20 protein-coding genes and 1 tRNA gene are annotated in these 23,923 nt (G+C 72.5%); 14 read left to right on the top strand and 7 right to left on the bottom strand.

Going from position 1 to position 23,923, the window contains the following annotated elements; translation table 11 throughout:
• Positions 1-5: 5 nt before the first annotated feature.
• Positions 6-1,256 (bottom strand): MFS transporter, encoded by a 1,251-nt coding sequence (locus ACFVZH_RS30545; protein WP_384902319.1) that lies wholly within the window; start codon positions 1,254-1,256, stop codon positions 6-8.
• A 78-nt stretch (positions 1,257-1,334) separates the two neighbouring features.
• Between ACFVZH_RS30545 and ACFVZH_RS30540 the strand changes: the two genes are divergently transcribed.
• Entirely contained in the window at positions 1,335-2,207 is an 873-nt protein-coding gene (locus tag ACFVZH_RS30540; RefSeq protein WP_384902317.1) for an ArsR family transcriptional regulator, read from the top strand.
• A 29-nt stretch (positions 2,208-2,236) separates the two neighbouring features.
• Here ACFVZH_RS30540 and ACFVZH_RS30535 read toward each other — a convergent pair whose 3' ends face one another.
• From ACFVZH_RS30535 to ACFVZH_RS30520, 4 genes are all read right to left on the bottom strand, one after another.
• Positions 2,237-2,617, bottom strand: coding sequence for a VOC family protein (locus tag ACFVZH_RS30535; protein ID WP_384902316.1), 381 nt, complete (start codon positions 2,615-2,617; stop codon positions 2,237-2,239).
• 209 nt (positions 2,618-2,826) lie between these two features.
• Positions 2,827-3,834, bottom strand: coding sequence for a cellulose-binding protein (locus ACFVZH_RS30530; protein WP_384902314.1), 1,008 nt, complete (start codon positions 3,832-3,834; stop codon positions 2,827-2,829).
• Positions 3,835-3,963: 129 nt separating this feature from the next.
• Positions 3,964-6,621, bottom strand: coding sequence for an SUKH-4 family immunity protein (locus ACFVZH_RS30525; RefSeq protein WP_384902313.1), 2,658 nt, complete (start codon positions 6,619-6,621; stop codon positions 3,964-3,966).
• Positions 6,622-6,628: 7 nt separating this feature from the next.
• The gene (locus ACFVZH_RS30520; protein ID WP_384902312.1) at positions 6,629-7,624 is read right to left on the bottom strand and encodes an SMI1/KNR4 family protein; all 996 of its coding nucleotides are present in this window, start codon (positions 7,622-7,624) and stop codon (positions 6,629-6,631) included.
• 246 nt (positions 7,625-7,870) lie between these two features.
• Between ACFVZH_RS30520 and ACFVZH_RS30515 the strand changes: the two genes are divergently transcribed.
• Positions 7,871-8,383, top strand: coding sequence for a YwqJ-related putative deaminase (locus ACFVZH_RS30515; RefSeq protein ID WP_384902310.1), 513 nt, complete (start codon positions 7,871-7,873; stop codon positions 8,381-8,383).
• Positions 8,384-8,391: 8 nt separating this feature from the next.
• Entirely contained in the window at positions 8,392-8,883 is a 492-nt protein-coding gene (locus ACFVZH_RS30510; protein WP_384902308.1) for an SUKH-3 domain-containing protein, read from the top strand.
• 139 nt (positions 8,884-9,022) lie between these two features.
• Here ACFVZH_RS30510 and ACFVZH_RS30505 read toward each other — a convergent pair whose 3' ends face one another.
• Complete coding sequence (locus tag ACFVZH_RS30505; RefSeq protein ID WP_384902306.1) at positions 9,023-10,354, bottom strand: sensor histidine kinase; 1,332 nt, start codon at positions 10,352-10,354, stop codon at positions 9,023-9,025.
• A 130-nt stretch (positions 10,355-10,484) separates the two neighbouring features.
• Between ACFVZH_RS30505 and ACFVZH_RS30500 the strand changes: the two genes are divergently transcribed.
• The 8 genes from ACFVZH_RS30500 (at position 10,485) to ACFVZH_RS30465 (ending at position 17,019) form a co-directional block, all read left to right on the top strand.
• Positions 10,485-11,234, top strand: coding sequence for a hypothetical protein (locus ACFVZH_RS30500; RefSeq protein WP_384902304.1), 750 nt, complete (start codon positions 10,485-10,487; stop codon positions 11,232-11,234).
• A gap of 29 nt (positions 11,235-11,263) precedes the next feature.
• Positions 11,264-11,338: transfer RNA gene (locus ACFVZH_RS30495), tRNA-Gln, on the top strand.
• Positions 11,339-11,445: 107 nt separating this feature from the next.
• Entirely contained in the window at positions 11,446-12,891 is a 1,446-nt protein-coding gene (gene glmU / locus ACFVZH_RS30490; protein WP_384902302.1) for a bifunctional UDP-N-acetylglucosamine diphosphorylase/glucosamine-1-phosphate N-acetyltransferase GlmU, read from the top strand.
• A 121-nt stretch (positions 12,892-13,012) separates the two neighbouring features.
• Positions 13,013-13,987 carry a ribose-phosphate diphosphokinase gene (locus ACFVZH_RS30485; protein ID WP_141302919.1) on the top strand — a complete coding sequence of 325 codons (975 nt, stop codon included), beginning with the start codon at positions 13,013-13,015 and terminating at the stop codon, positions 13,985-13,987.
• A gap of 251 nt (positions 13,988-14,238) precedes the next feature.
• Complete coding sequence (locus ACFVZH_RS30480; protein WP_384902300.1) at positions 14,239-14,826, top strand: 50S ribosomal protein L25/general stress protein Ctc; 588 nt, start codon at positions 14,239-14,241, stop codon at positions 14,824-14,826.
• A 104-nt stretch (positions 14,827-14,930) separates the two neighbouring features.
• Entirely contained in the window at positions 14,931-15,527 is a 597-nt protein-coding gene (pth, locus tag ACFVZH_RS30475; protein WP_190105337.1) for an aminoacyl-tRNA hydrolase, read from the top strand.
• Positions 15,528-15,567: 40 nt separating this feature from the next.
• On the top strand, positions 15,568-16,011 hold the full coding sequence (locus ACFVZH_RS30470; protein ID WP_384902298.1) for a hypothetical protein: 444 nt from the start codon (positions 15,568-15,570) through the stop codon (positions 16,009-16,011).
• 180 nt (positions 16,012-16,191) lie between these two features.
• Positions 16,192-17,019, top strand: coding sequence for an LPXTG cell wall anchor domain-containing protein (locus ACFVZH_RS30465; RefSeq protein ID WP_384902296.1), 828 nt, complete (start codon positions 16,192-16,194; stop codon positions 17,017-17,019).
• Positions 17,020-17,086: 67 nt separating this feature from the next.
• Here the strand turns inward: ACFVZH_RS30465 and ppc are convergent, their stop codons facing one another.
• Entirely contained in the window at positions 17,087-19,816 is a 2,730-nt protein-coding gene (gene ppc, locus ACFVZH_RS30460; RefSeq protein WP_384902295.1) for a phosphoenolpyruvate carboxylase, read from the bottom strand.
• Between the two features lie 262 nt (positions 19,817-20,078).
• Here ppc and ACFVZH_RS30455 point away from each other — a divergent pair, with 262 nt between their 5' ends.
• From ACFVZH_RS30455 to ACFVZH_RS30445, 3 genes are all read left to right on the top strand, one after another.
• Entirely contained in the window at positions 20,079-21,062 is a 984-nt protein-coding gene (locus ACFVZH_RS30455; RefSeq protein WP_384902293.1) for an acyl-CoA desaturase, read from the top strand.
• Positions 21,059-21,751, top strand: coding sequence for a TetR/AcrR family transcriptional regulator (locus ACFVZH_RS30450; protein WP_384902291.1), 693 nt, complete (start codon positions 21,059-21,061; stop codon positions 21,749-21,751). The genes ACFVZH_RS30455 and ACFVZH_RS30450 overlap by 4 nt, the downstream gene beginning before the upstream one ends.
• A 301-nt stretch (positions 21,752-22,052) precedes the next feature.
• On the top strand, positions 22,053-23,780 hold the full coding sequence (locus tag ACFVZH_RS30445; protein WP_384902290.1) for an FG-GAP repeat domain-containing protein: 1,728 nt from the start codon (positions 22,053-22,055) through the stop codon (positions 23,778-23,780).
• Positions 23,781-23,923 lie beyond the last annotated feature (143 nt).

Raw genomic sequence — 23,923 nt, 5'->3', positions numbered from 1 at the left:
CCCTCTCACCCCTCCTGCCGCCCCCTCGCCGACAGCAACAGCGGTACCACCGCGAGCAGTTCCCCCAGCGCCCCGGCCCACAGCGCCGTCCGTACGCCCGCGTACCGGCCGAGGAGGCCGCCCGCGAGGGCGCCCAGCGGCATGCAGCCCCACACGACGAAACGGAAGGTCGCGGTGACCCGGCCGAGGAGCGGGGCCGGGGTGCGGCGCTGGCGGAGCGAGACCGAGCCGATCTTGAAGGTCATGAAGGCGGTCCAGCCGAGGCCCTGGAGCACGCAGGCCACCGCGTACCGCCAGTCGGCCTGGAAGAACGGCAGCGCGAGCAGCCAGAGCACCCCGCTGACGAGCACGGAGGCGCACATCGCGCGCCCCTGGCCGAGGCGGGCGGCGATCCGGGTGGTGAGGAGGCTGCCGAGGAAGCCGCCGAGCGCCTCGGCGGTGAAGACCAGGCCGCACAGGAACGGCGACAGGCCCAGCTCCCCCGCGAGCAGGACGAGGAGCATCGAGGTGCCGAGGGTGCCGCAGAGGTTGGAGATCGCGGCGGTGAGGGTGAGCGCCCGGAGCAGCCGGTCGCGGAAGACGAACCGCAGCCCTTCGGCGATCTCGTCCCGCAGCCGGACCCCCGGGCGCGGCTCGGGCCGGGGGTCGGGGCGGCGGATGCGGGAGAGCAGGAGGGCGGAGGCGAGGAAGCTGACCGCGTCGACCGCGAGCGCCACGGGCGCCGTCAGCGCCGCGACGAGCGCGCCGCCCGCGCCGGGACCGCCGGCCGCCGTGACGGTACGGGAGGCTTCGAGGGCCACGTTCGCCTCCACCAGCCGCTCCTCGTCGACCAGTTCGGGCAGATGACTCTGGTAGGCGATGTCGAAGAAGGCCGTGCACACGGACAGCCCGAACGCCACCGCGTACACCTGCCCGAGGGTCAGCACGTGCAGCCACGCGGCGAGCGGGAGGGTGGCGAGGAGTACGGCCCGGCCGAGATCCCCCGCGATCATCACCCGGCGGCGGCGCATCCGGTCCACCCAGGCCCCGGCGGGCAGCCCGAGCAGCAGGAAGCCCAGGTACTCGCACATCACCAGGAGCCCCGCCTCGAAGGGGGACGCGTGGAGCGGGCCGATCGCCACCAGGGGAAGGGCCAGGACGGTGACGGCCGTACCGGCCTGGCTCACGGTGTCGCCGATCCACAGCCGGCGGAAGTCCGGCAGCCGGAGCAGCCGGGGGCGGGGAGGCGCGAGGGGCGGGGTGAGGGAGGTGCTCATGTCGGCGAACACCATCACCCGCCTCCGGAGCGGGCCATTGTTTTAGCCTGGGCGAAAAGCTCATGGGGAGGAGCCGGAGTGGGGGAGATACGTTTCGGGGTCGACGACCTGGCCCAGCTCAGGTTCGCCGTGTCGCCGCTCCGGGAGACGCTCGCCGCCCTGCGGGCCACCACCGACCCGGGCCGCCACGCCCTCCATCTCCCCTGGATCAAAAGCGCGTTGACCGTCGGCGGGGAGCGCACCGCACTGCTCGCCCACCTGCCGGAGCTGGAGGCCCTCGCCCCTCCCCCGCGCTGCCCGCTCGCCGAGATCGAGGAGGAGCTCGCCGCCCTCACCGGGCCGCCGGAACGCGCGGAGGCCGTACTCGCCTGGTGGCGGGCCGGGGTGCGCCCGCACTGGCCCCGGATCCGGGCCGTCCTGGAGGCCGACCTCGCCTACCGCACCCGGCAGCTCGCCGAGGACGGCATCCAGGAGGTCTTCGCCCACCTCCACCCGAGCCTGCGCTGGGCCGACGACCGGCTCGCCTCACCCGGCCTGCCCGCCGGGGCCCTCACCCTGGACGGCGGCGGGATCACCCTCGCGCCCGGCGCCTTCACGGCCCGGTGCGTCCTGATCCCCGGGCGGGACGGCGTCCCGCCGTGCCTCGTCTATCCCGCCCGCGGCACCGGAACCCTGTGGGAGCGGCACGCGGAGCCGGGGGACGGCCTGGCGCGGCTCCTCGGGCGCAGCAGAGCGGGGCTCCTGGACCGTACGAGCACCCCGACCACCACCACGTCGCTCGCCCGGCAGACCGGCCTGAGCCCCGGCGCCGTCTCGCAGCACCTCGCCGTGCTCCGGGACGCCGGCCTGGTGACCGGGCACCGGTACCGGCGCGAGGTGTACTACCGGGCGAGCGAACTCGGCCTCGCCCTGCTCGAACGGACCGCGCGGGGGGCGGCGGGACACCCCTAGAGCCCCCGGGGCGCGGCTCGGGCGTCCGTTCAGGCATCCCCGGGCGCGCGCGGGACCGACAGGCAGAACGGGTGCCCCGCCGGATCCAGGACGACCCGCCACCGGTCGGGGCGGGGCTGCCGCTCCGGTACGGTCGCGCCCCACTCCACGAGCCGGGCCGCGGCCTCGTCCAGGTCGTCGACGTCGAAGTCGAGGTGCAGCTGCTGCGGGACGTCCTGGCCGGGCCACGACGGCGGACGGTAGCCGTCGACCCGCTGGAAGCCGAGGAACAGGCCGTCCGCACCGCGCAGGCCCGCGAACTCGTCGTCGGACCGCTCACTGAGCGGCAGCCCGGTGGCCCGGTGATAGAACGCGGCCAGGGCCATGGGATCGGCGCAGTCGAGCGTGACCGCCGTCAGTTTCATCCGCATGACCGGGGAGCCTACTGGGCGCCGCCGAAGCCGCCGGAATCCCCGGAGTCCGTCAAGTCTCGCCGGTCGCGGGGTTGTTGGCCGGGCTGTCGGCCGGGCTGTCGGCCGGGTTGTCGGCCGGGTTGTCGGCCGGGTTGTCGGCCGGGTTGTTCGCGAGGCTGTTCGCCGGGATGCCAGCCAGGCTGTCGGCCGGGATGATCGCCGGACTGTCAGCCGGGTTGCCCGCCGGCCTCTTCGCCCGGCTTCTCGCCGGAGTCTCCGCCGGGCTGTCCGTCGGTCCGGGCGCCGCCGGGCCGTTCGTCGCTCTCCTCGCCGTTCCGGTCGTCCGCCGTCCCCTCCGGCACGGCCGGCTCCGCCCGGAGTGTCGCGCGGCCGGTGAGGGCCGCGAGGGAGCTGCGGATGTGTTCCATGTGGGAGTGGATCTCGTCGCGGGCCTCGTCGTGCTCCCGCAGGACCCGCTCGGTCGCGCGCTCGACGCGCTCCGCCTTCAGCCGGGCCTCGGCGAGGACGTCCTCCGCGCGGGCCTCGGCGTCCTCCTGGCCGTGCCGGGCCTGCTCCTCGGTCTCCGAGAGGGCCCGCTGGGCCTCGGCGAGGCGCTCCTCCGCGTAGGCGACCAGTTCCTCGTGGCGGGCGTCCAGGTCGGCCGCCCGGCCCTCCGCCGTGCGGTCCGCCTCGTCCCGTACGGCCGTCTGCTCGGCGCGCTGCTCCGCCAGGAGCTCCGCGGCCCGGCGCTCGGTCTCCTCGAACGCCTCGCGCGCCGCGGACCGCTGTTCGTCGGTGTCGCGGCGGGCGTCGGCGGCCAGTTCCGCGGCCTGCTCCCCGGCGGCCTCCAGACGGGCGCGGGCCGCCGATTCGGTCGCGGTCCGGACGCCCTCCGCGTACGCCCGGGCCGCCTCGGCCGCCTCCGCGCCCGCCGCCTCGGCGGCTTCCGCGAGGGCCTGCGCCTCGGCCTCGGCGGTGCGGACGAGCGTCTCGTCCTCCTGCTCGGCCAGCTCCAGGATCCTGCGTGCCCGGTCGCCGAGGGACTCGTACCGCTGCGGCGCCAGCGACTCGACGGCGGCGCGCAGCCGGGTGGCCTCCGCCTCCTTCTCCTTCGCGAGTACGGTGAGCCGCGCTGCCCGCTCCCAGGCACCGTCGCGCTCCTCGGAGAGCGCGGCGACGTACCGGTCGACCTGCTCCGGGCGGTAGCCCCGGCCCCGTCCGACAGCGAATCCCATCCCTGACGCCCCTTCCCGTATGGCCTCAAACGTCAAGGATGCGCCATCAGAACGGACAAAAGGCGCCCAACGTGCATACACGTCGAGCGCCTTTCATCACATTCCGTTCAACTTCTCCCGTGGTGTCCCTTACAGGAGCCCGTCCCACATCTGCTCCAGGAGCACCGACCACCAGTTCTCCGGCGACGACAGCGCCGCCGGGTCCAGCATCGCCAACTGCGCCTGGAAATCGACCGTCCAGCGACCCGCCTGCTCCGGGTTGAGCCCGAACCGCAGCCGCCACATCCGGCCGAGCAGCGCCATCGAGCGCGTGAACTCCGGCAGCCCGGTGTTCACGAACTGCGGCGGCACCGACTGCCCGCCCGGACCGGCCTCCACCGGCACCGCCACGATGTGCGCGGTCCCGTACTGGACGCAGATCGCCCGCCCGAAGTCCGAACCGAGCACCAGGTACGAGCTCGCGTCCGGCGCCGCCGGCACCTGCCGCTGCGCCGCCAGCTCCGCGAGCGTCGGCACCACCGGCACGGCCGGCTGCGCCCAGAAGAACGGACCGAAGTCCGCCGGGAGCCCCGCCCACACCAGGGTGCGCGCCACCAGCTCCGGCACACCCTGCCGGGACACCGCGCGCTGGTCGAAGCGGAGGACGCCGGGACCGAACGCCCCGGCCAGCTCCTGCGCGATCGCCTCCGGGGGAACCGGCGGCGCCGGCTGCACCTGCGGCAGCGGCGCCCGCACCGGGGCGGGCCGCGCCGGGCCGTCCGCGACCTGGTGCAACTCGCCCTGATGGGTCAGGAGTTGCCGCATGCCCTGCTGACGGCCCGCGTGATCACGGCCGTACGGGGCGATGCTGGTGATCCGCGCCTGCGGCCACGTCTCCCGGATCATCCGCGCGCAGTAACCGCCCGGCAGCTCACAGGACTCCAGCTCCGTGTGCAGCTCCAGCACCTGCTGCGGCGGCACGTTCATCGCGCGCAGCTCGTGCAGGATCTGCCACTCGGGGTGCGGGGTGCCGGGCGCCGAACGTCGGATGATCTGCGCCTCGGACCCGTCCGGAGCCCGGTAGCGCAGCACCGCCTGGTAGCCGGGACCGACCGTCGGCTGACCCGCCTGCTGCGGGTAGCCGTACGCCGGAGGCACGGCCGCGGGCGGCGGCGTGTGCCCGTGCACCGGCGGCGCCGGGGCGGGCGGGGGCGGCGGCGTGCCCGGCCCACCGGGACCGGGGTGCGCCAGCATCGTCGCGGCGTGCGCGATCCCGCCCGGCGGGGTACCGGGTACGCCCGGCGGCGGCGGAGGCGGCGGGGGCGCGCCGGGACCGCCCTGGTTCGGGTGCGCCAGCATCGTCGCCGCGTGGTGCACGGGCTGCGGCGGCGTCGGCGCCGCCGGGGCGGGCGGCGGACCGGGCGGACCGGGCGGCTGGAGCCCCTCCGGCCCGAGCTGCGACACCAGCTGCGTGGGGATGTACGCCCCCGCACCCGACGACGCCCCCGGCGTCCCCGGCACACCCGGCGGCGGAGGCGGCGTCGGACCGCGCCCACCGGCCTTCGGCGGCGGCGTCGCCTTGCTGGTCGCGGCGTCCGAGATGTCCCCGGCACCCGGCACCGACGGCGCGGGCGGCGGAGGCGGCGGCGCACCGGGCCCGCCCTGCGGCGGCACCGGCGGCACGGGAGCGGCCGGGGCCTGGACCTGCGCCTGGGGACCCGGACCCGCCGGAGCGGCCGCCGGCCGCGGCCCGGACGGTTCCAGCCGGGGCGCGATGGCCGTCGGCGGCAGCGCGCTGCCGCCCTTCATCAGCGCGGTCGGCGCGTCGGCACCCACCACCGGCAGCGGAGTGTCCTCGTCGTCCGTCCCCGTCAGCGGCGGCGCGAACACGGTCGCGGGCAACGGCACCGCCCCGTCCGCACCCCCGGAGCTCGCGTTCGCGTCCACCCAGGGACTGCTCACGGGCGCGGGAACAGGGGCGGGAGCGGGCGCCGGAGCAGGCGCGGGCACGGGAGCGGGCGGCGCCGGAGGCGCGACGGGCGCGACGGGCGCCTCCTGAGCCGCAGGGACGACAGGAGCCGCAGGCACTGCAGGAGCAACAGGCACAACGGGCGCAACGGGAGCCACAGGCGTCGAAACAGCCCCAGGAGTCACCGCGGCCGCAGCGCCCGAAGGCCCGGCCGTCGAAGCCGCCGGCGTCCCCGCCGGCACCCCGTCCATCGCCGTCGGCTCGTACTCCGCGGCCCCGGACCCGGAGGCGGTCCCGATCCCGGACCCGATCCCGATCCCGATCCCGGCACCGTCGCTGCCCTCCGCGCCCGACGACGCCACCGAGGCGGAGGAGACCGCGTCACCCGCGCCCACCGCCTCCGAGACGTCGTCCGACGGAGCCGAGGAACCACCGGACTCCTGAGAGGCGTTGGGGCCCTTCGGCAGCCCGATCTTGTCCGCCGCGTCCTGGAGCCACTCGGGCGGGCTCAGCAGGAACGACGTCTGGTTGAGATCGATACGGGCGGCGGGCACGGCCGCCTGGGCGGGAACGTCGTCGGCGGCCCCGTACTCCTCCTCGTACCGCCGGATCACCTCGCCCACCGGCAGCCCGGGCCACAGTGTCGCCTCGCCGCTGTCCCGCGCGATCACCAGCCGCTGACGCCCGCCGTCCGACGTCGGACCGCCCTCGCGGTCCTCCGCCCACACCACGAACCCCAGCTCGAACTCCCGTACCCGCACCTCGCGGTGCTGGTACGACGGCAGATCGCCGTTGATCCACTCCTCGGCGCGCTCCTGCGCCTGCGCGAACGTCACCACAGCCAGCTCACTCCCCTACCGGGACCACGGGCACGGCACGCGCGAAGCCACCGTCCACCATCAGGTTCGCCACCGTCTCCAGCTCCGGCGGATTACCCGCGAGCCGCTGCAGAAACGCGTCGAAGTCCGCACCACAGGGCAGCAGAAGCCGCTCCGCCCGCTCGGCCACCGACCAGCCCGCCGCGACCTCGCCCGAGTCCCGCGCGTCGTCGTAGGCACAGAACCACACCGAACCGACCGCCTGGCCCCGCACCTTCACCGCGACCAGACCGCCCTGGACGAAAGCGACGCCCAGGTAGTCCTTCGTCAGGTGATCGCGCAGACACTTGTTGACGTAGACGAGGTCGTTGACACCCGCCTCCTCCCGAACCGTGAAGAACGGCTGGTCGACCAGGAGCCCGAGCTCCGCGTCGAGCGCCGTGCCCACCGGGGCGCAGCCGCCCGCCGCCTTCAGGAAGGAGCGGTACGCCCCCGGCAGCCGGTAACCGAGGTCCTCCTCGACACCCTGGAGCTGCTGCTCCGACACCGACACCAGCGCCTTGGGCAGCCCGAAGTGCACCGGCCGGGTCTCCTGCAGCGGCCGCGTGCCGCGCTTCGACTGGTCGACGGCGGCCGTCGCCACCCCGCCGTGATGGCGCAGCAGCGCCTTCACCTCGACCGGCACCAGCTCCATCCGGCGACTGCGCGCCACGTGGTGCCAGGTCCAGCCGTGCGGCGTCGCCACCGACGGGATCGTGTCCCACAGCTCGTGCCCGGTCGCCGCCATCGCCGCGTTCGCCGACACATAGTCCGTGAGCCGCAGCTCGTCGACGCCGAAACCCTCCGGCGGGTCGGCGATCTCCGCCGCCGCGCGCGCGTACGGCGAGAAGTCCGGGTGGCCGTGCTCGTCCACCCGCACCCCTCGGGGGTGACGGGAGGCACGGACCGGGTCCGGGAAGTGCACGACCTGCCCGGCGTAGGCCGCGTTCGGTGGCGCGGTGTGCCCGAGCCGACCTGTCGTCATGGCGGTTGCCCCCTGCACTGGCGTCGCTGACTGCTACTACCGACTGATCCCGCACAGCCTATGCGCTGCCACAAGACCCCGAACGGCCCGGCCCGACGGTGACCAACTGTCACGACGCCATGACAGTCGCACCATGATTCCGACACACCGAAGCGGCGTTTCGGCGCCCCAGCTTCCCCATATGGCTCCCTATTTGGCAGGCTGTCCACGCAACTCGGGGGATTGCAGGAGGGGAAGACCAGCACCATGCACACAGCAACAACGCCCACACAGGGTGACCCACGCCTCAACTGGAGCAGCAGCGCCGAGGCCACGCGCGCGCCGATACTGCGTCACCGTCGCGACGGCATCCTCCCCACCGTCGGCGCAGCCCTGTCCGTGCGCGGCGAGACCCTCACGTGCACCGCGGGCCGCGGCGACCGGCCCCCCGCCCTGCACGCCCTCGTCCAGGACTTCCTGGACACCCTCACCAGCAGCCAGCGGGAACGCTTCACCGGCCGATGTCCGGAGGCGATCCTGCTCTCCCGCCACCTCACCGCCGCGGAGAACGCCCGCTCCAAGCGCGCCCAGCGCAAGCCACTCACCCACGGCGAGGCCCGCCGCTCCCTCAAGCAGGCCAAACTCACCGCCCGGCGGATCCGGGAGGACGGCGACCCGCTCCACGGCAGCTACGCCGCACCCTGCCGTTCCTGCACGGCGATGCTCGCCCACTTCGGCGTCCGCGCCGTCGACCCCACCACGCCTGTCGAGAACGGCTGACCGCCCCCATGCCCGACCACCTCAGCACCACCCGCTTCCCGGTGAACGTCGACGCCGCCCTCCGCGAAGCCGGCTGGCAGCCCGGCCGCTGGGACATCAAGCTCGCCGAGGAATGGGCCGACGCCCTGCGCGCCCACGTCTCCCCCGCCGGACACCGGCACAGCGTCTTCCCGGCCGCCGTCGAAGCCTGGGCCGAGTTCGGCGGCCTGCGGATCACCGCGCCCGGCCACGGCCGGCAGATAGCGCCCGCGACCGTCCGCTTCGACCCGCTCGCCGGACTCCACCTCTCCCGCACCCTCGCCGACCTCGGCCGCGCCCTCGACACCGAGATCGCGCCGCTCGGCGAGGAGGGTGACCACCAGGCCGTCCTCGCCATGGACGCCGAAGGCCGCGTCTACAGCCTCGACCACGCCGGCGACTGGTACCTCGGCAAGGACATCGACGCCGCCCTCTCCACCCTGATCACCGGCGCCCACCCCACCCGCCTCACCACCCCCTGAGACGCCCGGCCACCACCGGGCGCCACCCGGCACCACCGGGCCACCGGGCCACCGGGCCACCGGGCCACCGGGCCACCGGGTGCGAGCCGGCACCACCGGACCACCATCCGCGACCCGGCCACCAGGTGCGACCGGGCTCCTACAGCGCCTCCGCCTCGCCCACCGGCAGGACCGCCGACACCCGGAACCCCCCGGCGTCCGTCACCCCCGAGACGAAGACGCCGCCCAGCCGCAGCACCCGCTCCCGCATGCCGACGAGCCCGTTCCCGCCACTCGGCAGCCGCACGTCGGCGACGGCCGCGTCCGACGGACAAGGACCGTTCTCCACCTGCATCGCGACCTCGGCCTCCCGGTGGGCCAACCGGACCACGACCGCGGCACCCACCGCGTGCTTGTGGACGTTGGTCAGCGCCTCCTGCACCACCCGGTACGCCGTCCGCTCCACCTCCGGCGGATACGCCCGCGCCTCCCCCACGACCAGCAGCTCCACCACCGCACCCGCCAGCCGCGACTGCTCGCACAACGCCTCCAGGGCGTCCAGACACGGCCCGTCCTCGGCAGCCGCCTCCGCCGCCGCGGCCGCCGCCCGGCCGACCGCGGCCAACGGCACCACCGCGGGAGCCACCGGAGCGGCCCCCTCCCGGAGCACGCCCAGCATCTCCCGCAGCTCGGTCAGCGCCTGCCGGCCCATGTCGCCCACGAGCGCCGCGTTCTTCACGGCCTTCTGCGGGTCCTTCAACGCGACCGCCTGCAGCGCCGCCGCGTGCACCACCATCAGCGACACCCGGTGCGCCACCACGTCGTGCATCTCCCGCGCGATCCGCGTCCGCTCCTCCTGACGCGCCCACTGCGCCCGCTGCTCCGCCCGGTCGGCCAGCAGCGACAACTCCTGCTCCAGACTGTCCGCCCGCTCCCGCAGACTCTCCATGAGCCGGCGCCGCGCCCCTATGTACAGGCCGAAGAGGACCGGCGGCGCGTTGAGCCCGAGCGTCATGAACAGCGACACGACCGGCACGTACCAGCCACTCGGGTCGAAGTCCTGCGTGCCGTCGTCGACCTGCGCCACGTCCTGCCGCAGCCGCACCACGGTCACGACGAACACGGCCAGCGTCGACATCCCCGCCAGCACGGCCGTGATCCGGCGCGGCACCTCGGAGGCGGCGAGCGAGTACAGCCCGACGATCCCCATCAGGAAGCCCATCTCGGCGGGCGCCACGGCGATCGACACCAGCACGACCACGATGGGCCACCGCCGCCGCACGAGCAGCACGGACCCCACCATCAGCCCGAACACCACCCCAGCGGGCACCGGCACCCCGGCCTTCTCCGCGAACCAGACCCCCTCCACCGCGCACTCCAGCGCGGACACCACGGCCAGCCCCACGTCGAGCACGGCGCTCCGCCGTCTCCCCCACCACCACCACCGACCCCCGACGCCCACAGCGCCCCGTTCCGCCCCCGTTGTGGTCATACCCACCACCCTACGGGCGCTCCCCCACCCCCCACCCCCCACCGTCAACCTCCCGCACACCTGTCCCCCGAACTAATGAATCGCCCACACATTCGACCCGAACGTCCGCATTCCGGACGACGGTGTTCGCGTGACAGCCGAAACGAGCCGGCACGCCGACCCCGCGGTCCCCCCGAAGGCAGGCCGGACGAAACGACCGAACGCGAAGGACGACCTCCGCGCCCGCGCCCGCGAGCTCCGCCTCCAGGGCTGGACCTACGACCGGATCCAGACCGAGCTGGACTGCTCGAAGAGCTCGATCTCGCTGTGGGTACGCGACCTGCCGAAGCCGGCACCCCGTTACACCGAAGAGGAACGCCTGGCCCGGATGAACGCCGGCCTCGCCCGGCTTCGCGCGGCACGGGACGAGGAGCGGCAGGAGACGAAGCGTCTGGCCAAGGAGTCCGTCGGGGCCCTGTCGGACCGGGAGCTGTTCGTCGCCGGAGTCGCGCTCTACTGGGCCGAGGGAACCAAGGACAAGACGTACTGCCGTCGCGAGTCCCTTCAGTTCGTCAACAGCGACCCGAACGTCGTCGCCGTCTATCTGCGGTGGCTGGATCTCCTGGGGGTCACCCGTGACCGTCTGCGCTTCCGCGTGAGCATCCACGAGAGCGCCGATGTCGCGGAGGCGGAGAGGTTCTGGGCGGAGCTGGCCGGGGTCGACCGTGCGACGTTCCGGAGGGCCACGCTCAAGCGCCACACCCCTCGGACCAGCCGGAAGAACGTCTCCGAGGGCTATCGGGGGTGCCTCGTCGTCTACGTGGCGAGGAGCGCGGAGCTTTACCGTCGCATGGAGGGTGCCTGGTACGGCATAGTGGAGGCCGCCAGGGCACAGGACTGACGAGATGTCCGTTTTAGCCCTAAAAACTATCCCCTGTGGTGTAATCGGCAGCACTGGGACCTTTGGAGTCCTATGTCCGGGTTCGAGTCCTGGCAGGGGAGCCACACCACGCGGGTCCTGACCACACCTGGTCAGGACCCGCGCTCATGTCCGCGTGCTTGCCCCCCGGTATCCTTCGTGGGTCCACCACCCAAAGCCGAAGGGCATTCCCGTGAGCGCCAACCGCCCGGCAGCCGTCGTCGTCCTCGCAGCGGGTGAGGGCACCCGCATGAAGTCGAAGACTCCCAAGGTCCTGCACGAGATCGCCGGACGGTCGCTCGTGGGGCATGTCGTGTCCGCCGCCCGTGAGCTGGAGCCCGAGCACCTCGTCGTGGTCGTCGGGCACGCCCGGGAGAAGGTGAAGGGCCACCTGGAGGAGCACTACGCGGGGACCCGCACCGCCGTCCAGGAGGAGCAGAACGGCACCGGGCACGCGGTGCGGATGGCGCTGGAGGAGCTGGGGAAGACGCCGGACGGGACCGTGGTGGTCGTGTGCGGTGACACTCCCCTGCTGTCCGGTGAGACGCTGCGGGCGCTCGCGGCCACGCACGCCGCGGACGGCAACGCGGTGACGGTGCTGACCGCCGAGGTCCCGGACTCCACCGGGTACGGCCGGATCGTGCGGGACGCCTCCGGCGCCGTGACGGAGATCGTCGAGCACAAGGACGCGTCCGACGAGCAGCGCGCGATCCGGGAGATCAACTCGGGTGTGTTCGCGTTCGACGGGCTGCTGCTCGCCGAGGCCCTCGGCCAGGTGCGGACCGACAACAGCCAGGGCGAGGAGTACCTCACCGACGTGCTGTCGATCCTGCGCGAGGCCGGCCACCGGGTGGGCGCCTCCGTCGCCGGCGACCACCGCGAGATCCTCGGGATCAACAACCGGGTGCAGCTCGCCGAGGCGCGTGCCCTGCTGAACCGGCGGCTGGTCGAGCGGGCGATGCTCGCCGGTGTGACCGTGGTGGATCCGGCGAGCGTCTTCGTGGACGTGACCGTGACGTTCGAGGCGGACGCGGTGATCCTGCCGGGTACGCAGCTGCTGGGCGCGACGCACATCGGCGAGGACGCCGAGGTCGGCCCGAACACGCGCCTGACGGACACGACGGTCGGCAGGGGCGCCCGGGTGGACAACACGGTCGCCTATTCGGCCGTGATCGGCGAGAGCGCTTCCGTGGGCCCGTTCGCGTACCTGCGTCCGGGGACGAACCTCGGCAAGAAGTCCAAGGCCGGCACGTACGTGGAGATGAAGAACGCGACGATCGGCGAGGGCACGAAGGTGCCCCACCTGTCGTACGTGGGTGACGCGACGATCGGCGAGTTCACGAACATCGGCGCGGCGAGCGTCTTCGTGAACTACGACGGCGAGGCGAAGCACCACACCACGATCGGCTCTCACTGCCGTACGGGTTCGGACAACATGTTTGTGGCTCCCATCACCATCGGGGACGGTGCCTACACCGCCGCGGGGTCCGTGATCACGAAGGACGTGCCGGCGGGTTCGCTGGCGGTCGCCCGTGGCCAGCAGCGGAATATCGAGGGTTGGGTGGCCCGGAAGCGGCCCGGCAGTGCTGCCGCGCAGGCCGCTCAGGCCGCCTCGGAGGAGTCCGACGGCGAAAGCTGACCGGAAACGGGTACGTCGAACTCGGCGTACCGTGATACGTGCACACAAATTCGGCTGGTTCGCACATGCGCTCGACAGGCGCGGGATCGCGGCCAGGGAACACGTCTGAGGAGACAGTGCTGTGACCGGGATCAAGACGACCGGCGAGAAGAAGCTCATGCTCTTCTCCGGCCGCGCCCACCCCGAGCTGGCCGAGGAGGTCGCGCACCAGCTGGGCGTCGGTCTCGTTCCCACCAAGGCGTTCGACTTCGCCAACGGTGAGATCTACGTCCGCTTCCAGGAGTCGGCCCGCGGCGCGGACTGCTTCCTGATCCAGAGCCACACGGCTCCGATCAACAAGTGGATCATGGAGCAGTTGATCATGATCGATGCTCTCAAGCGGGCCTCGGCCCGGAGCATCACCGTGATCATCCCGTCGTACGGCTACGCCCGTCAGGACAAGAAGCACCGCGGCCGCGAGCCGATCTCGGCGCGTCTGGTGGCGGACCTGCTGAAGACGGCGGGTGCGGACCGCATCCTGACGGTGGACCTGCACACCGACCAGATCCAGGGCTTCTTCGACGGCCCGGTGGACCACCTGTCCGCCCTCCCGGTCCTCGCGGACTACGTGGGTGCGAAGGTCGACCGCGCCAAGCTGACGATCGTCTCCCCGGACGCGGGCCGCGTGCGGGTCGCCGACCGCTGGTGCGACCGTCTGGACGCGCCGCTGGCGATCGTGCACAAGCGCCGTGACAAGGACGTCGCCAACCAGGTCACCGTGCACGAGGTCGTCGGTGACGTGAAGGGCCGCGTCTGTGTCCTGGTGGACGACATGGTCGACACCGGCGGCACGATCTGCGCGGCCGCGGACGCCCTGTTCGCGCACGGCGCCGAGGACGTCATCGTGACGGCCACGCACGGCATCCTGTCGGGTCCGGCCGCCGACCGTCTGAAGAACTCCAAGGTGAGCGAGTTCGTCTTCACGGACACGCTGCCGGTGCCGGGCGCCCTGGAGCTGGACAAGATCACCGTGCTGTCGATCGCGCCGACGATCGCGCGCGCGGTGCGCGAGGTGTTCGAGGACGGTTCGGTGACGAGCCTCTTCGAGGAGCACTGAGCCACGGAGTCCCGCGGAGGGCCGCTTCCCCGTTCGGGGGAGCGGCCCTCCGCCGTGTTCCGGGCCCGGGGCCCGGGGTGATCGAATTGGTGGGAGGCCGGGGGGCCGGTAGACTGCCGTAGTTGCTCGGCGAGGGAGGCCGTACCCCATGGGGTCACGGCGGTCCGTTATCGACGCGCTCTTCGTAGCAGGCCATCGCCAGTCGTGGCCGGGTGACTCTTCTTTCGTCACCTTTCCACGAGGAGTGCACCATGTCCGAGGTCAAGCTCGCCGCTGCCGTCCGTACCGAGTTCGGCAAGGGCGCCGCCCGTTCGATCCGCCGCAACGCCCAGGTTCCCGCCGTCGTCTACGGCCACGGCTCGGAGCCGGCGCACATCACCCTCCCGGCCCACGACCTGGCCCTGGCGCTCCGTACGCCGAACGTCCTGCTCTCCCTGGACATCGACGGCAAGAACGAGCTGGCGATCCCGAAGGCCGTCCAGCGTGACGCCATCAAGGGCTTCCTGGTCCACGTCGACCTGCTCCTCGTCAAGCGCGGCGAGAAGGTCACCGTCGAGATCCCCGTGCAGGCCGAGGGTGAGCTCGCCGCCGGCGGCAACCTGCTGGAGCACGTGCTCGGCACCCTCTCCGTCGAGGCCGAGGCCACCCACCTCCCCGAGGCCATCACGGTCTCCGTCGAGGGCCTGGAGGCCGGTGCCTCCGTCCTCGCCAAGGACATCGTCCTCCCGAAGGGTTCCTCCCTCGTGACCGACGGCGACGCCGTGGTCCTGCAGGTCCTGGCCGCGCAGGCCGAGGAGCCGGCCGCCGAGGCCGAGGTCGCCGAGACCACCGAGGTCTGAGCCGTAGGCTCTGCCTGACGTGACGGGGTGACGGGCCGTACGGCCCGTCACCCCGTTTCGCTTGTACGGACGCGCGTGTACGGATACGAGGAGACCTGACGCACATGACGGACGACGCCAACGCGCCCTGGCTGATCGTCGGCCTCGGCAACCCGGGGCCCGAGTACGCGGCCAACCGCCACAACATCGGCTTCATGGTCGTGGACCTGCTCGCGGAGCGGATCCGCGGTTCGTTCAAGCGCGCGCAGAAGGCGCAGGCGCAGGTCGTGGAGGGCCGGATGGGGCCTCCCGGGCCGGAGAACCGCCGGGTGATCCTGGCGAAGCCGATGTCGTACATGAACCTGTCCGGCGGCCCGGTGACGGCGCTGCGGGACTTCTACAAGGTGCCGACGGCGCGCGTCGTGGCCGTCCACGACGAGCTGGACATCGACTACGGGGTGCTGCGGCTGAAGCTCGGCGGCGGCGACAACGGGCACAACGGCCTGAAGTCGATGACGAAGGCGATGGGCGCGGAGTACCACCGGGTGCGGTGCGGGATCGGGCGTCCGCCGGGCCGGATGCAGGTCGCGGACTTCGTCCTGAAGGACTTCTCCTCGACGGAGCGCAAGGATCTCGACTGGTTCGTGGACCGGGCGGCGGACTCGGTGGAGTGCCTGGTCGCGGAGGGCCTGGAGCGGGCGCAGTCCGCGTACAACTCCTAGGCCCTGGCGGTCGGAGCGTACGACTGTACGATCGCGGGTCATGACGCACGTCCGTAACGCCGCCATGGCCCTGGTCACCCTGCTCCTCGTCGTCGCGGGCGGGTGGGCCTCGTGGAACTCGGCCCAGCACGTCCTGCTCGCGAAGGGCCGCGAGCACGGGACGCTGACGGTGACCGGCTGCACGGACGAGACGTGCAGCGGCACCTTCGCCCCGGAGGACCCTTCGTCGACCCGGCGGACGCTGACGATCACGCGGTCGGTGGCGGCGGAGAAGGGCGAGACGATCCCGGTGGTGGTGAAGCCGGGCACGGACGAGGGCGTCCGGACGGGCTGGGGCGGCGGTCTGCACGCGTGGCTGCCGCTGGGCGGCGCGCTGCTGCTCGCGGCGCCGCTGATCGGCGGTGGTCTGCGGCTGCCGCGGACGGCGTGGTCGGTGGCGGGGGCCGGCGGGGCGCTGCTGGTGGCGGCGTTCCTGGCGCTCTGACCGTTTTCCGCCTGGTTCCTGGCGCAATCGTTATGGGCCTCTGGCTTAAAGCCGACTTAAAGAGATGGATAGGCTGCCTCAGCCACCTCCCACGGCATCCCTCATTCCACAGATGGACGACTGCACATGCGACGCTCCCTCATACCCGCAGCCGCTCTTGTCGCGGCCATGGCGGGCTCCGTGACTCTGGCTCCCGCCGCTTTCGCGTCGGACAGCCCGAAGCCGTTCACGCTGCCGCTCCACCAGCCCACCCCGATCGCCGCCTCCGAGGCCGGCCACGACGGGGACTGCCCGACGGTTCCGGCCGACAAGGACGGCTGGCACTTCGTCATTCCCGGCAAGGGTGTCGAGTTCACCAAGCTGACGGTGACCTTCGACAACGGCGCGCCGATCGTCATCACCTCCTTCGGTCCGCCGAAGGACGACCACGCGTACGTGGCGTCCGCGCCGGGCGCGAAGCTGACGTCGGCCGTCGCCGAGGTCACGGGCGCGGTCAAGCAGGGCTGGTTCAACCTGTCCCACACCTGCCTGGCGACCGAGACCGGCGGCACCACCGGCGAGACCACCAACGGCGGTTCGACCGGCGAGACGACGACCGGCGAGACCACCAACGGCGGCGCCACCGGCGAGACGACCACGGGTGGGACCACGACCGGTGAGACCACCGGCGAGACCACCACGGGTGGGACCACCACCGGCGAGACCACCACGGGTGAGACCACGACCGGTGAGACCACCACGGGTGAGACCACCACGGGCGGCTCGGCCACGGGTGAGACCACCACGGGTGGCTCCACCACGGGTGAGACGACCGCCACGGGCGGCTCGACCACGGGTGAGACCGCCACCGGTGGCTCCACCACGGGTGGTTCGGACACCAAGGGCGAGGGCAACCTCGCCGAGACCGGCTCCAGCGCCCCCGTCGGCATCATCGCCGCCGCGGCCCTGGCCCTCGCGGCCGCCGGCGCGGTCCTGGTGACCCGTCGCCGCAAGGCCCAGCAGAACTGACGTACCCCGTCACGACGGTGCCCCCGTGGAGGTCTCCACGGGGGCACCGTCGTGTCCGGGGCGGGTGTCAGCCGGTGTTGCGGAGGCCCGCCGCGACGCCGTTCACCGTGAGGAGGAGGGCCCGCGCGAGCAGCGGGTCCGGGTCCTCGCCGCGCTCGGCGGCCGCGCGCTGGCGGGCGATCAGGGCGACCTGGAGGTAGGAGATCGGGTCGAGGTAGGCGTCACGGATGGCGAACGTCTGCTGGAGGACCGGGTTGGAGTCGAGGAGCGTCGCGCCGCCGGTGACCTTGAGGACCTCGGCGACGGTCAGCGCGTGCTCGGCCTCGATGGTGTCGAAGACGTGCTTGAGGTCGTCGGGGACCAGGGTGTCGACGTAGTGGCGGGCGATCCGCAGGTCCGTCTTCGCCAGCGTCATCTCGACGTTGGAGAGGAAGTTGCGGAAGAAGCCCCACCGCTCGTACATCTCGCCGAGGACCGCGTCGAGGCCGGCCTCGCGCAGGGCCTTGAGGCCGGAGCCGACGCCGAACCAGCCGGGGACGATCTGGCGGGACTGCGTCCAGCCGAACACCCACGGGATGGCCCGCAGTCCGTCGAGTCCGGCGCCCGAGTCGGGGCGGCGGGAGGGGCGCGAGCCGAGGTGGAGGTCGGCGAGCTGGTCGACGGGGGTGGCCGCGAAGAAGTACGAGGGCAGGTCGGGGTCCTCGACGAGCTTGCGGTACGCGGTGTGGGCGGCGTCCGAGACGGTGTCCATGGCCGCGTCCCAGCGGGCGAGGGCCTCGTCGGACTGGCGCGGGGCGGTGTGCAGGGCGGATGCCTGCAGGGTGGCCGCGACGGTCAGTTCGAGGTTCTCGCGGGCGAGGGACGGGATCAGGTACTTGTCGGAGATGACCTCGCCCTGCTCGGTCACCTTGATCTCGCCCTCCAGGGTGCCCCAGGGCTGGGCGAGGATCGCGTCGTGCGAGGGGCCGCCGCCGCGGCCGACGGTGCCGCCGCGGCCGTGGAAGAGGCGCAGCCGGACGCCGTAGCGGTGGGCGACGTCGCGGAGCCGCCGCTGGGCGCGGTGGATCTCCCACTGGGAGGTGGTGATGCCGCCGAACTTGGAGGAGTCCGAGTAGCCGAGCATGACCTCCTGGACGTCGCCGCGGAGCGAGACGAGGCGCCGGTAGGAGGGGTCGGCCAGCATGTCGTTGAGGATGACGTCGGCGGCCTTGAGCTCGTCGGTGGTCTCCAGGAGCGGCACGATGCCGATCTTGGCCCAGCCGCCGTGCAGGTCGAGGAGGCCGGCCTCGCGGGCGAGGACGGCGGCGGCGAAGACGTCGTCGGCGCCCTGGCACATCGAGATGATGTACGACTCGATGACCTCGGGGCCGAAGCGCTCGAAGGCTTCCTTGATGGTGTGGAAGACGCCGAGGGTCTTCTCGCCGGCGGCGTCCAGCGGGGCCGGGGTCGGGGCGAGCGGGCGGCGCGAGCGGAGCTCCTTGGCGAGGAGCTTCTGCCGGTAGTCGCGCGGCATGTCGGCGTACCGCCAGGACTCCTCGCCGAGGCGGTCGAAGAGCTGGCCGAGGGTGTGGTGGTGGGCGTCGGCGTGCTCGCGGACGTCCATGGTGGCGAGCTGGAGGCCGAAGGCGGAGAGGGTGCGGATGGTGCGGTCCATCCGGCCGTCGGCGAAGAGGCCGCCGCGGTGCTCGCGCAGGGAGGTCTGGATGAGGGTGAGGTCGCGGATCAGTTCGGCGGTGCCGAGGTAGTCGCGGCCGTCCTGGTGCGGGTAGCCCTGGGCGAGGCGCTCGCGGGTGTTGACGAGCTTCTGCCGGATGCAGGTGGCCTTGAGGCGGTAGGGCTCCTCGGCGTTGAGGCGCTTGTAGCGGGGGCTGATCTCCGGGAGGAGTTCCAGGTCGCGCTGGAGGGAGTCCAGGAGTTCCTGGGTGGCTCCGGTGTAGCGGATGGAGTTGGAGAGCAGTCCGCGCAGGAAGTCGACGAGTTCGAGGGCGTCGGTGATGCCGTGCTCGTGCTGGAGGATCAGGACGTCCCAGGTCACCTGGGGGGTGACGTTGGGGTTGCCGTCGCGGTCGCCGCCGATCCAGGTGCCGAAGGTGAGCGGGCGGGTGCCGGAGGGCAGCTCGACGCCGACGCGCTCCAGCTCGGCGGCGAGGTCCTCCAGGACGTCGCCGACGGCGTTGGCGTGCAGCTCGTCGAGGTAGTAGATGGCGTTGCGGGCCTCGTCGGCGGGCTCGGGGCGGACGACCCGGAGTTCGTCGGTCTGCCAGATGAGGTCGATGTTCTCGGCGAGCCGCAGGTCGTGGCGGCGCCGGTCGGCGTCGATGACCGGGGTCTCCAGGAGGGCGGCGATGCGGCGCAGCTTGTTGAGGACCGAGCGGCGGGCGGCCTCGGTGGGGTGCGCGGTGAAGACGGGCCGTACGTTGAGGTTCTTGACCGTCTCGCGTACGTGGTCGGGGTCGCCGTCCTTGAGCATGTCGGCGGTGCGGGCGAGGAGGCCGCCCTCGGCGGCGCGCTTCTCGCGCATCTCGCGGCCGCGGTGGACCTGCTCGGTGACGTTCGCCAGGTGGAAGTAGGTGGAGAAGGCGCGTACGAGCTTGGCGGCGGTCTCCAGCTCGACGCCGCGCAGCAGCTCGGCCGCGGCCTCGCCGTCCTCGCGGGTGAGGCTGCGGACCTTCTCGACGAGGTCGAGGAGCTCGTGGCCCTCCTGGCGGACGAGGGTCTCGCCCAGCAGGTCGCCCAGTCGGCGGATGTCGGCGCGCAGCTCGGTGCTGGCGGTGGGGGTCTGGTCGGCACTGCTCACAGGTGCGGCTCCTTGCAGTGTTTCAGCACGTCTGGAGGGTTCTGGAGGCTTGCGGACCGCGCTGTCCGACGCACCCAGGATAGGTGTCCACATTGTGGTCGGCGGCCAGGCCCCTTCTTGTGCCCTCTTGCCGCGCGCCACGGCGCTGCCATACTTACGACGCCGTAGGTTACGGAGGCGTAGCCACGGCTTTGTCTTCCCGTACTTTCGGGTATTTTCCCGCTCTTTCCCCCACCTTCACCCTCACCCCCAGGGGACATCCATGACCATGAGCCCCGAGGTGACCTCGGCGCCCGAGACGTCCGACGGCACCGCTGCCCTGCCCTACGCCACGCTCGGCGGCGATCGCAAGGGTTCGACCGAGCAGGTCGCGCTGCTGCTCTTCATCACGGTGCCGTTCGTGGCGCTGCTCGCGGCGGTGCCGCTGGCGTGGGGCTGGGGGGTGAGCTGGCTGGACCTGGGACTGATGGTCGTCATGTACTTCGTCGGCTGCCACGGCATCACGATCGGTTTCCACCGCTACTTCACGCACGGCGCGTTCAAGGCGAAGCGGCCGCTGCGGATCGCGCTCGCGATCATGGGGTCGCTGGCGGTGGAGGGTCCGCTGGTGCGCTGGGTGGCGGACCACCGCAAGCACCACAAGTTCTCGGACGCCGAGGGCGACCCGCATTCGCCGTGGCGGTTCGGCGAGACGGTTCCGGCGCTGATGAAGGGCCTGTGGTGGGCGCACATCGGCTGGATGTTCGACGAGGAGCGGACGCCGCAGCACAAGTACGCGCCCGATCTGATCAAGGACCCGGCGATCCGGGCGATCTCCCGCCAGTTCGTGCTGTGGACGGTGCTGTCGCTGGCGATCCCGCCGCTGGTCGGCGGTCTGGTGACGTGGTCGTGGTGGGGCGCGTTCACGGCGTTCTTCTGGGGTTCCCTGGTGCGGGTGTCGCTGCTGCACCACGTGACGTGGTCGATCAACTCGATCTGTCACGCGGTGGGGAAGCGTCCGTTCAAGTCGCGTGACCGCTCGGGCAACGTGTGGTGGCTGGCGGTGCTGTCGTGCGGCGAGTCCTGGCACAACCTGCACCACGCGGACCCGACGTCGGCGCGGCACGGGGTGCTGCGGGGCCAGGTCGACTCCAGCGCGCGGCTGATCCGCTGGTTCGAGCTGCTGGGCTGGGCGTCGGATGTGCGCTGGCCGGCCAAGTCCCGCATCGAAGCCCGCCGCCAGAGTGTCTCCGCAGACGCGGCATGATGGAAGACGTGGCGATCGAGGGCAGGACCGGCGGTACCGGCAGCAGCAGCGCAGAGCAGAAGCCCCGGCGGGGGCGCCGAGTGCGGATGACGGGCGCGGAGCGCCGGGAGCAGTTGCTCGACATCGGCCGGACGCTCTTCGCCGAGAAGGGGTTCGAGGGCACGTCGGTGGAGGAGATCGCGGCGAAGGCCGGGGTGTCCAAGCCGGTGGTGTACGAGCACTTCGGGGGCAAGGAGGGGCTGTACGCGGTCGTCGTCGACCGGGAGATGCGCCAGCTCCTCGACGGGGTGACGGGCGCGCTGACGGCCGGGCATCCGCGGGAGCTCCTGGAGCAGGCGGCGTTCGCGCTCCTCGACTACATCGAGAACTACACGGACGGTTTCCGGATTCTCGTACGGGACTCCCCGGTGGCGCAGTCGACGGGCACGTTCGCCTCGTTGATCAGTGACATCGCCACGCAGGTGGAGGACATCCTGGGCCTGGAGTTCAAGGCCCGCGGCTTCGATCCGAAGCTGGCGCCGCTGTACGCCCAGGCGCTGGTGGGCAGTGTGGCGCTGACGGGCCAGTGGTGGCTGGACGTCCGCAAGCCGAAGAAGGCGGAGGTCGCGGCGCACCTGGTGAACCTGGCGTGGCACGGTCTGGACGGGCTGGAGCAGAAGCCGCGGCTGATAGGGCACCGCAAGAACTGACGGGGCCGCCGAGCGGGCGGCCGGGCACCACGGGCCCGGCCGCCCGGCGGGTGACCGGCCGCCCGGCGGGCAACCGGCCCCCCCGGTGGCTAAACCGCACGGACGGTCTGATTCCCCGGTCAATTCCCTGGTGTACCGGGCACCGGTGAGTAGAATCGTGTTCAACATCCGGGGGGGGGGTGTTCCGACCGCCGGGCGATGCCGTCTCGCGTGCTTCCGAGCGCGCCCTGACGCCGTCCGGCGCCGCGCGAACCCCCCGCGTCCGGGTTCCGTGGACACCTGATCCCTGGGGGGGATCTTCTTGCTTTCTCCGCAGTTCTCCCGTGCGCGGCGCCTCGCGGCCGCCACCGCTCTCGTCGTCTCCGCGGGCATGCTGCTCGCGACGCCCGCCTCCGCCGGTTCCCCGGCGCCGCGGCCGGGTGTGGACAAGGAACGGCCGGCCGCCGAGCGGTCGGCCGCCGGGAAGGCCCCGTCGGCCGGTGCGCTGGCCGACGCCGGGACCACGGCCGTCGACACCGACGGCACCGTGCCCCGCGGCGACTTCGACAGCGACGGCCGGAGCGACCTGATCTACCGGGAGCTCGACGGCTCGATCTCGCTCTCGGGCTTCGTCGACACCCAGGAGTTCCTGCGCATCGGCGGCTCCGGCGAGTTCGCCAAGGACGTCATTCCGGTCGGCGACCAGGACGTGGACGGGTACAAGCGGCCGGAGGTGCTGACCCTGTCGGTGCTCGGCCGGCTGGAGCTGTTCACCAACGTCGACATCTCCCTCGGCGGGAACCGCAGCTGGTCGGGGCTGGGCTGGAACATCTACAACAAGGTGTTCTCGCCCGGTGACGTGAGCGGCGACGGCCGGCCGGACCTGCTGGCCCGCACCCCGGCCGGCGACCTGTACGTGTACCTGGCGACCGGCAACACGGCCGCGCCGTTCCAGAGCCGGACGCGGATCGGGGGCGGCTGGCAGGTCTACGACCAGCTCGTCGGTCTCGGTGACCACGACGGCGACGCCCGGGGCGACCTCGTCGCCCGTACGCCCGCCGGCGAGCTGAAGTACTACGGCAGCACCGGCGACCCGGCGAAGCCGTTCAAGCCGCCGACGTCGGCCGGTACGGGCTGGCAGCAGTTCAACCAGATCCTGGGCGCGGACGACCTGACCGGCGACGGCCACCCCGACCTGCTCGCGCGGGCGAAGGACGGCACGCTGAACCGGTACGACGGCAGCGGCCACGGCACCTTCTCCGGCCGGTACCCGGTGTACCAGGCGGGCTACTGGTCGCGTGCCTCGCAGTTCGGCGGCGCGGGCAACATCCCCGCGGCGGGCAAGGAGGAGCTCCTCGCCCGCGACAAGGCGGGCACGCTCTACTGGTACTACGCGCTCAACAACGGCAAGCTCAGCGCCCGTCAGGCGGTCAGCGAGGTCGGCGGCTGGGCCGGGGCGAACATCACCAACGCCTCCTCGTTCGACCCGAACGGCGAGTCGGACGTCGTGGAGCTGTGGGACGACCACCTCTACGTGGAGGGCCGGGACGCGGGCGCCGGCTGGGGCGTCTACAACATGTTCGCGGGCCCCGGCGACCTGAACGGCGACGGCTCGGGCGACCTGCTGGCCCGTGACCGCTCCGGCAAGCTGTACCTGTACCGGACGTCGGTCAGCGGCGCGTCGTTCTCCCACCGCGTCCTGGTGGGCGGCGGCTGGCAGGCGTACAACTGGATCTTCGGTGCGGGCGACTACACCAACGACGGTCTGAACGACCTGCTGGCCCGCACCGCGGGCGGCGCGCTGTACCTGTACCCGGGCACGGGCCAGGCGGGCGCCCCGTTCAAGGGCGGGATCAAGCTGGGCGACGGCTTCCAGGCGTACGGCAAGCTGGTCGCCACGGGTGACCTCACCGGTGACGGCAAGGCCGACTTCGTCGGCGTGACGTCCAACGGCGACCTGTACCGCTTCGACGGCGGAGCGGCCGGCACGTACTTCGCGCCGCGTGTGAAGATCGGCTACGGCTACCAGATCTACAACGCCATGTACTAGGCCGTCACCGGGCCGTACCGGCCTCGTACGCGGGCGCCCCGCACCGGAGTTCCGGTGGGGGGCGCCCGCCGTTTAGGGTGTTTCGGGGCTCAACCCATACAGCGCGCGCCCGCGGAGAAGCGCCGGGAGGGGGAAAAGGTTCC

The organism is Streptomyces sp. NPDC059534 (genome assembly GCF_042743475.1).
GTDB lineage: Bacteria > Actinomycetota > Actinomycetes > Streptomycetales > Streptomycetaceae > Streptomyces.
This window is presented reverse-complemented; position numbering and strand designations above follow the sequence as displayed.

Bases quoted from the DNA above. Each gene is read 5' to 3' on its own strand.
- ACFVZH_RS30450 (WP_384902291.1), top strand. From the start codon at position 21,059: ATGATGGAAGACGTGGCGATCGAGGGCAGGACCGGCGGTACCGGCAGC.
- ACFVZH_RS30455 (WP_384902293.1), top strand. From the start codon at position 20,079: ATGACCATGAGCCCCGAGGTGACCTCGGCGCCCGAGACGTCCGACGGC.
- ACFVZH_RS30530 (WP_384902314.1), bottom strand. From the start codon at position 3,834: ATGGGATTCGCTGTCGGACGGGGCCGGGGCTACCGCCCGGAGCAGGTC.
- ACFVZH_RS30520 (WP_384902312.1), bottom strand. From the start codon at position 7,624: ATGACGACAGGTCGGCTCGGGCACACCGCGCCACCGAACGCGGCCTAC.
- ACFVZH_RS30510 (WP_384902308.1), top strand. From the start codon at position 8,392: ATGCCCGACCACCTCAGCACCACCCGCTTCCCGGTGAACGTCGACGCC.
- ACFVZH_RS30480 (WP_384902300.1), top strand. From the start codon at position 14,239: ATGTCCGAGGTCAAGCTCGCCGCTGCCGTCCGTACCGAGTTCGGCAAG.
- ACFVZH_RS30535 (WP_384902316.1), bottom strand. From the start codon at position 2,617: ATGCGGATGAAACTGACGGCGGTCACGCTCGACTGCGCCGATCCCATG.
- ACFVZH_RS30515 (WP_384902310.1), top strand. From the start codon at position 7,871: ATGCACACAGCAACAACGCCCACACAGGGTGACCCACGCCTCAACTGG.
- ACFVZH_RS30505 (WP_384902306.1), bottom strand. From the start codon at position 10,354: ATGACCACAACGGGGGCGGAACGGGGCGCTGTGGGCGTCGGGGGTCGG.
- pth (WP_190105337.1), top strand. From the start codon at position 14,931: ATGACGGACGACGCCAACGCGCCCTGGCTGATCGTCGGCCTCGGCAAC.
- ACFVZH_RS30470 (WP_384902298.1), top strand. From the start codon at position 15,568: ATGACGCACGTCCGTAACGCCGCCATGGCCCTGGTCACCCTGCTCCTC.
- ACFVZH_RS30545 (WP_384902319.1), bottom strand. From the start codon at position 1,256: ATGAGCACCTCCCTCACCCCGCCCCTCGCGCCTCCCCGCCCCCGGCTG.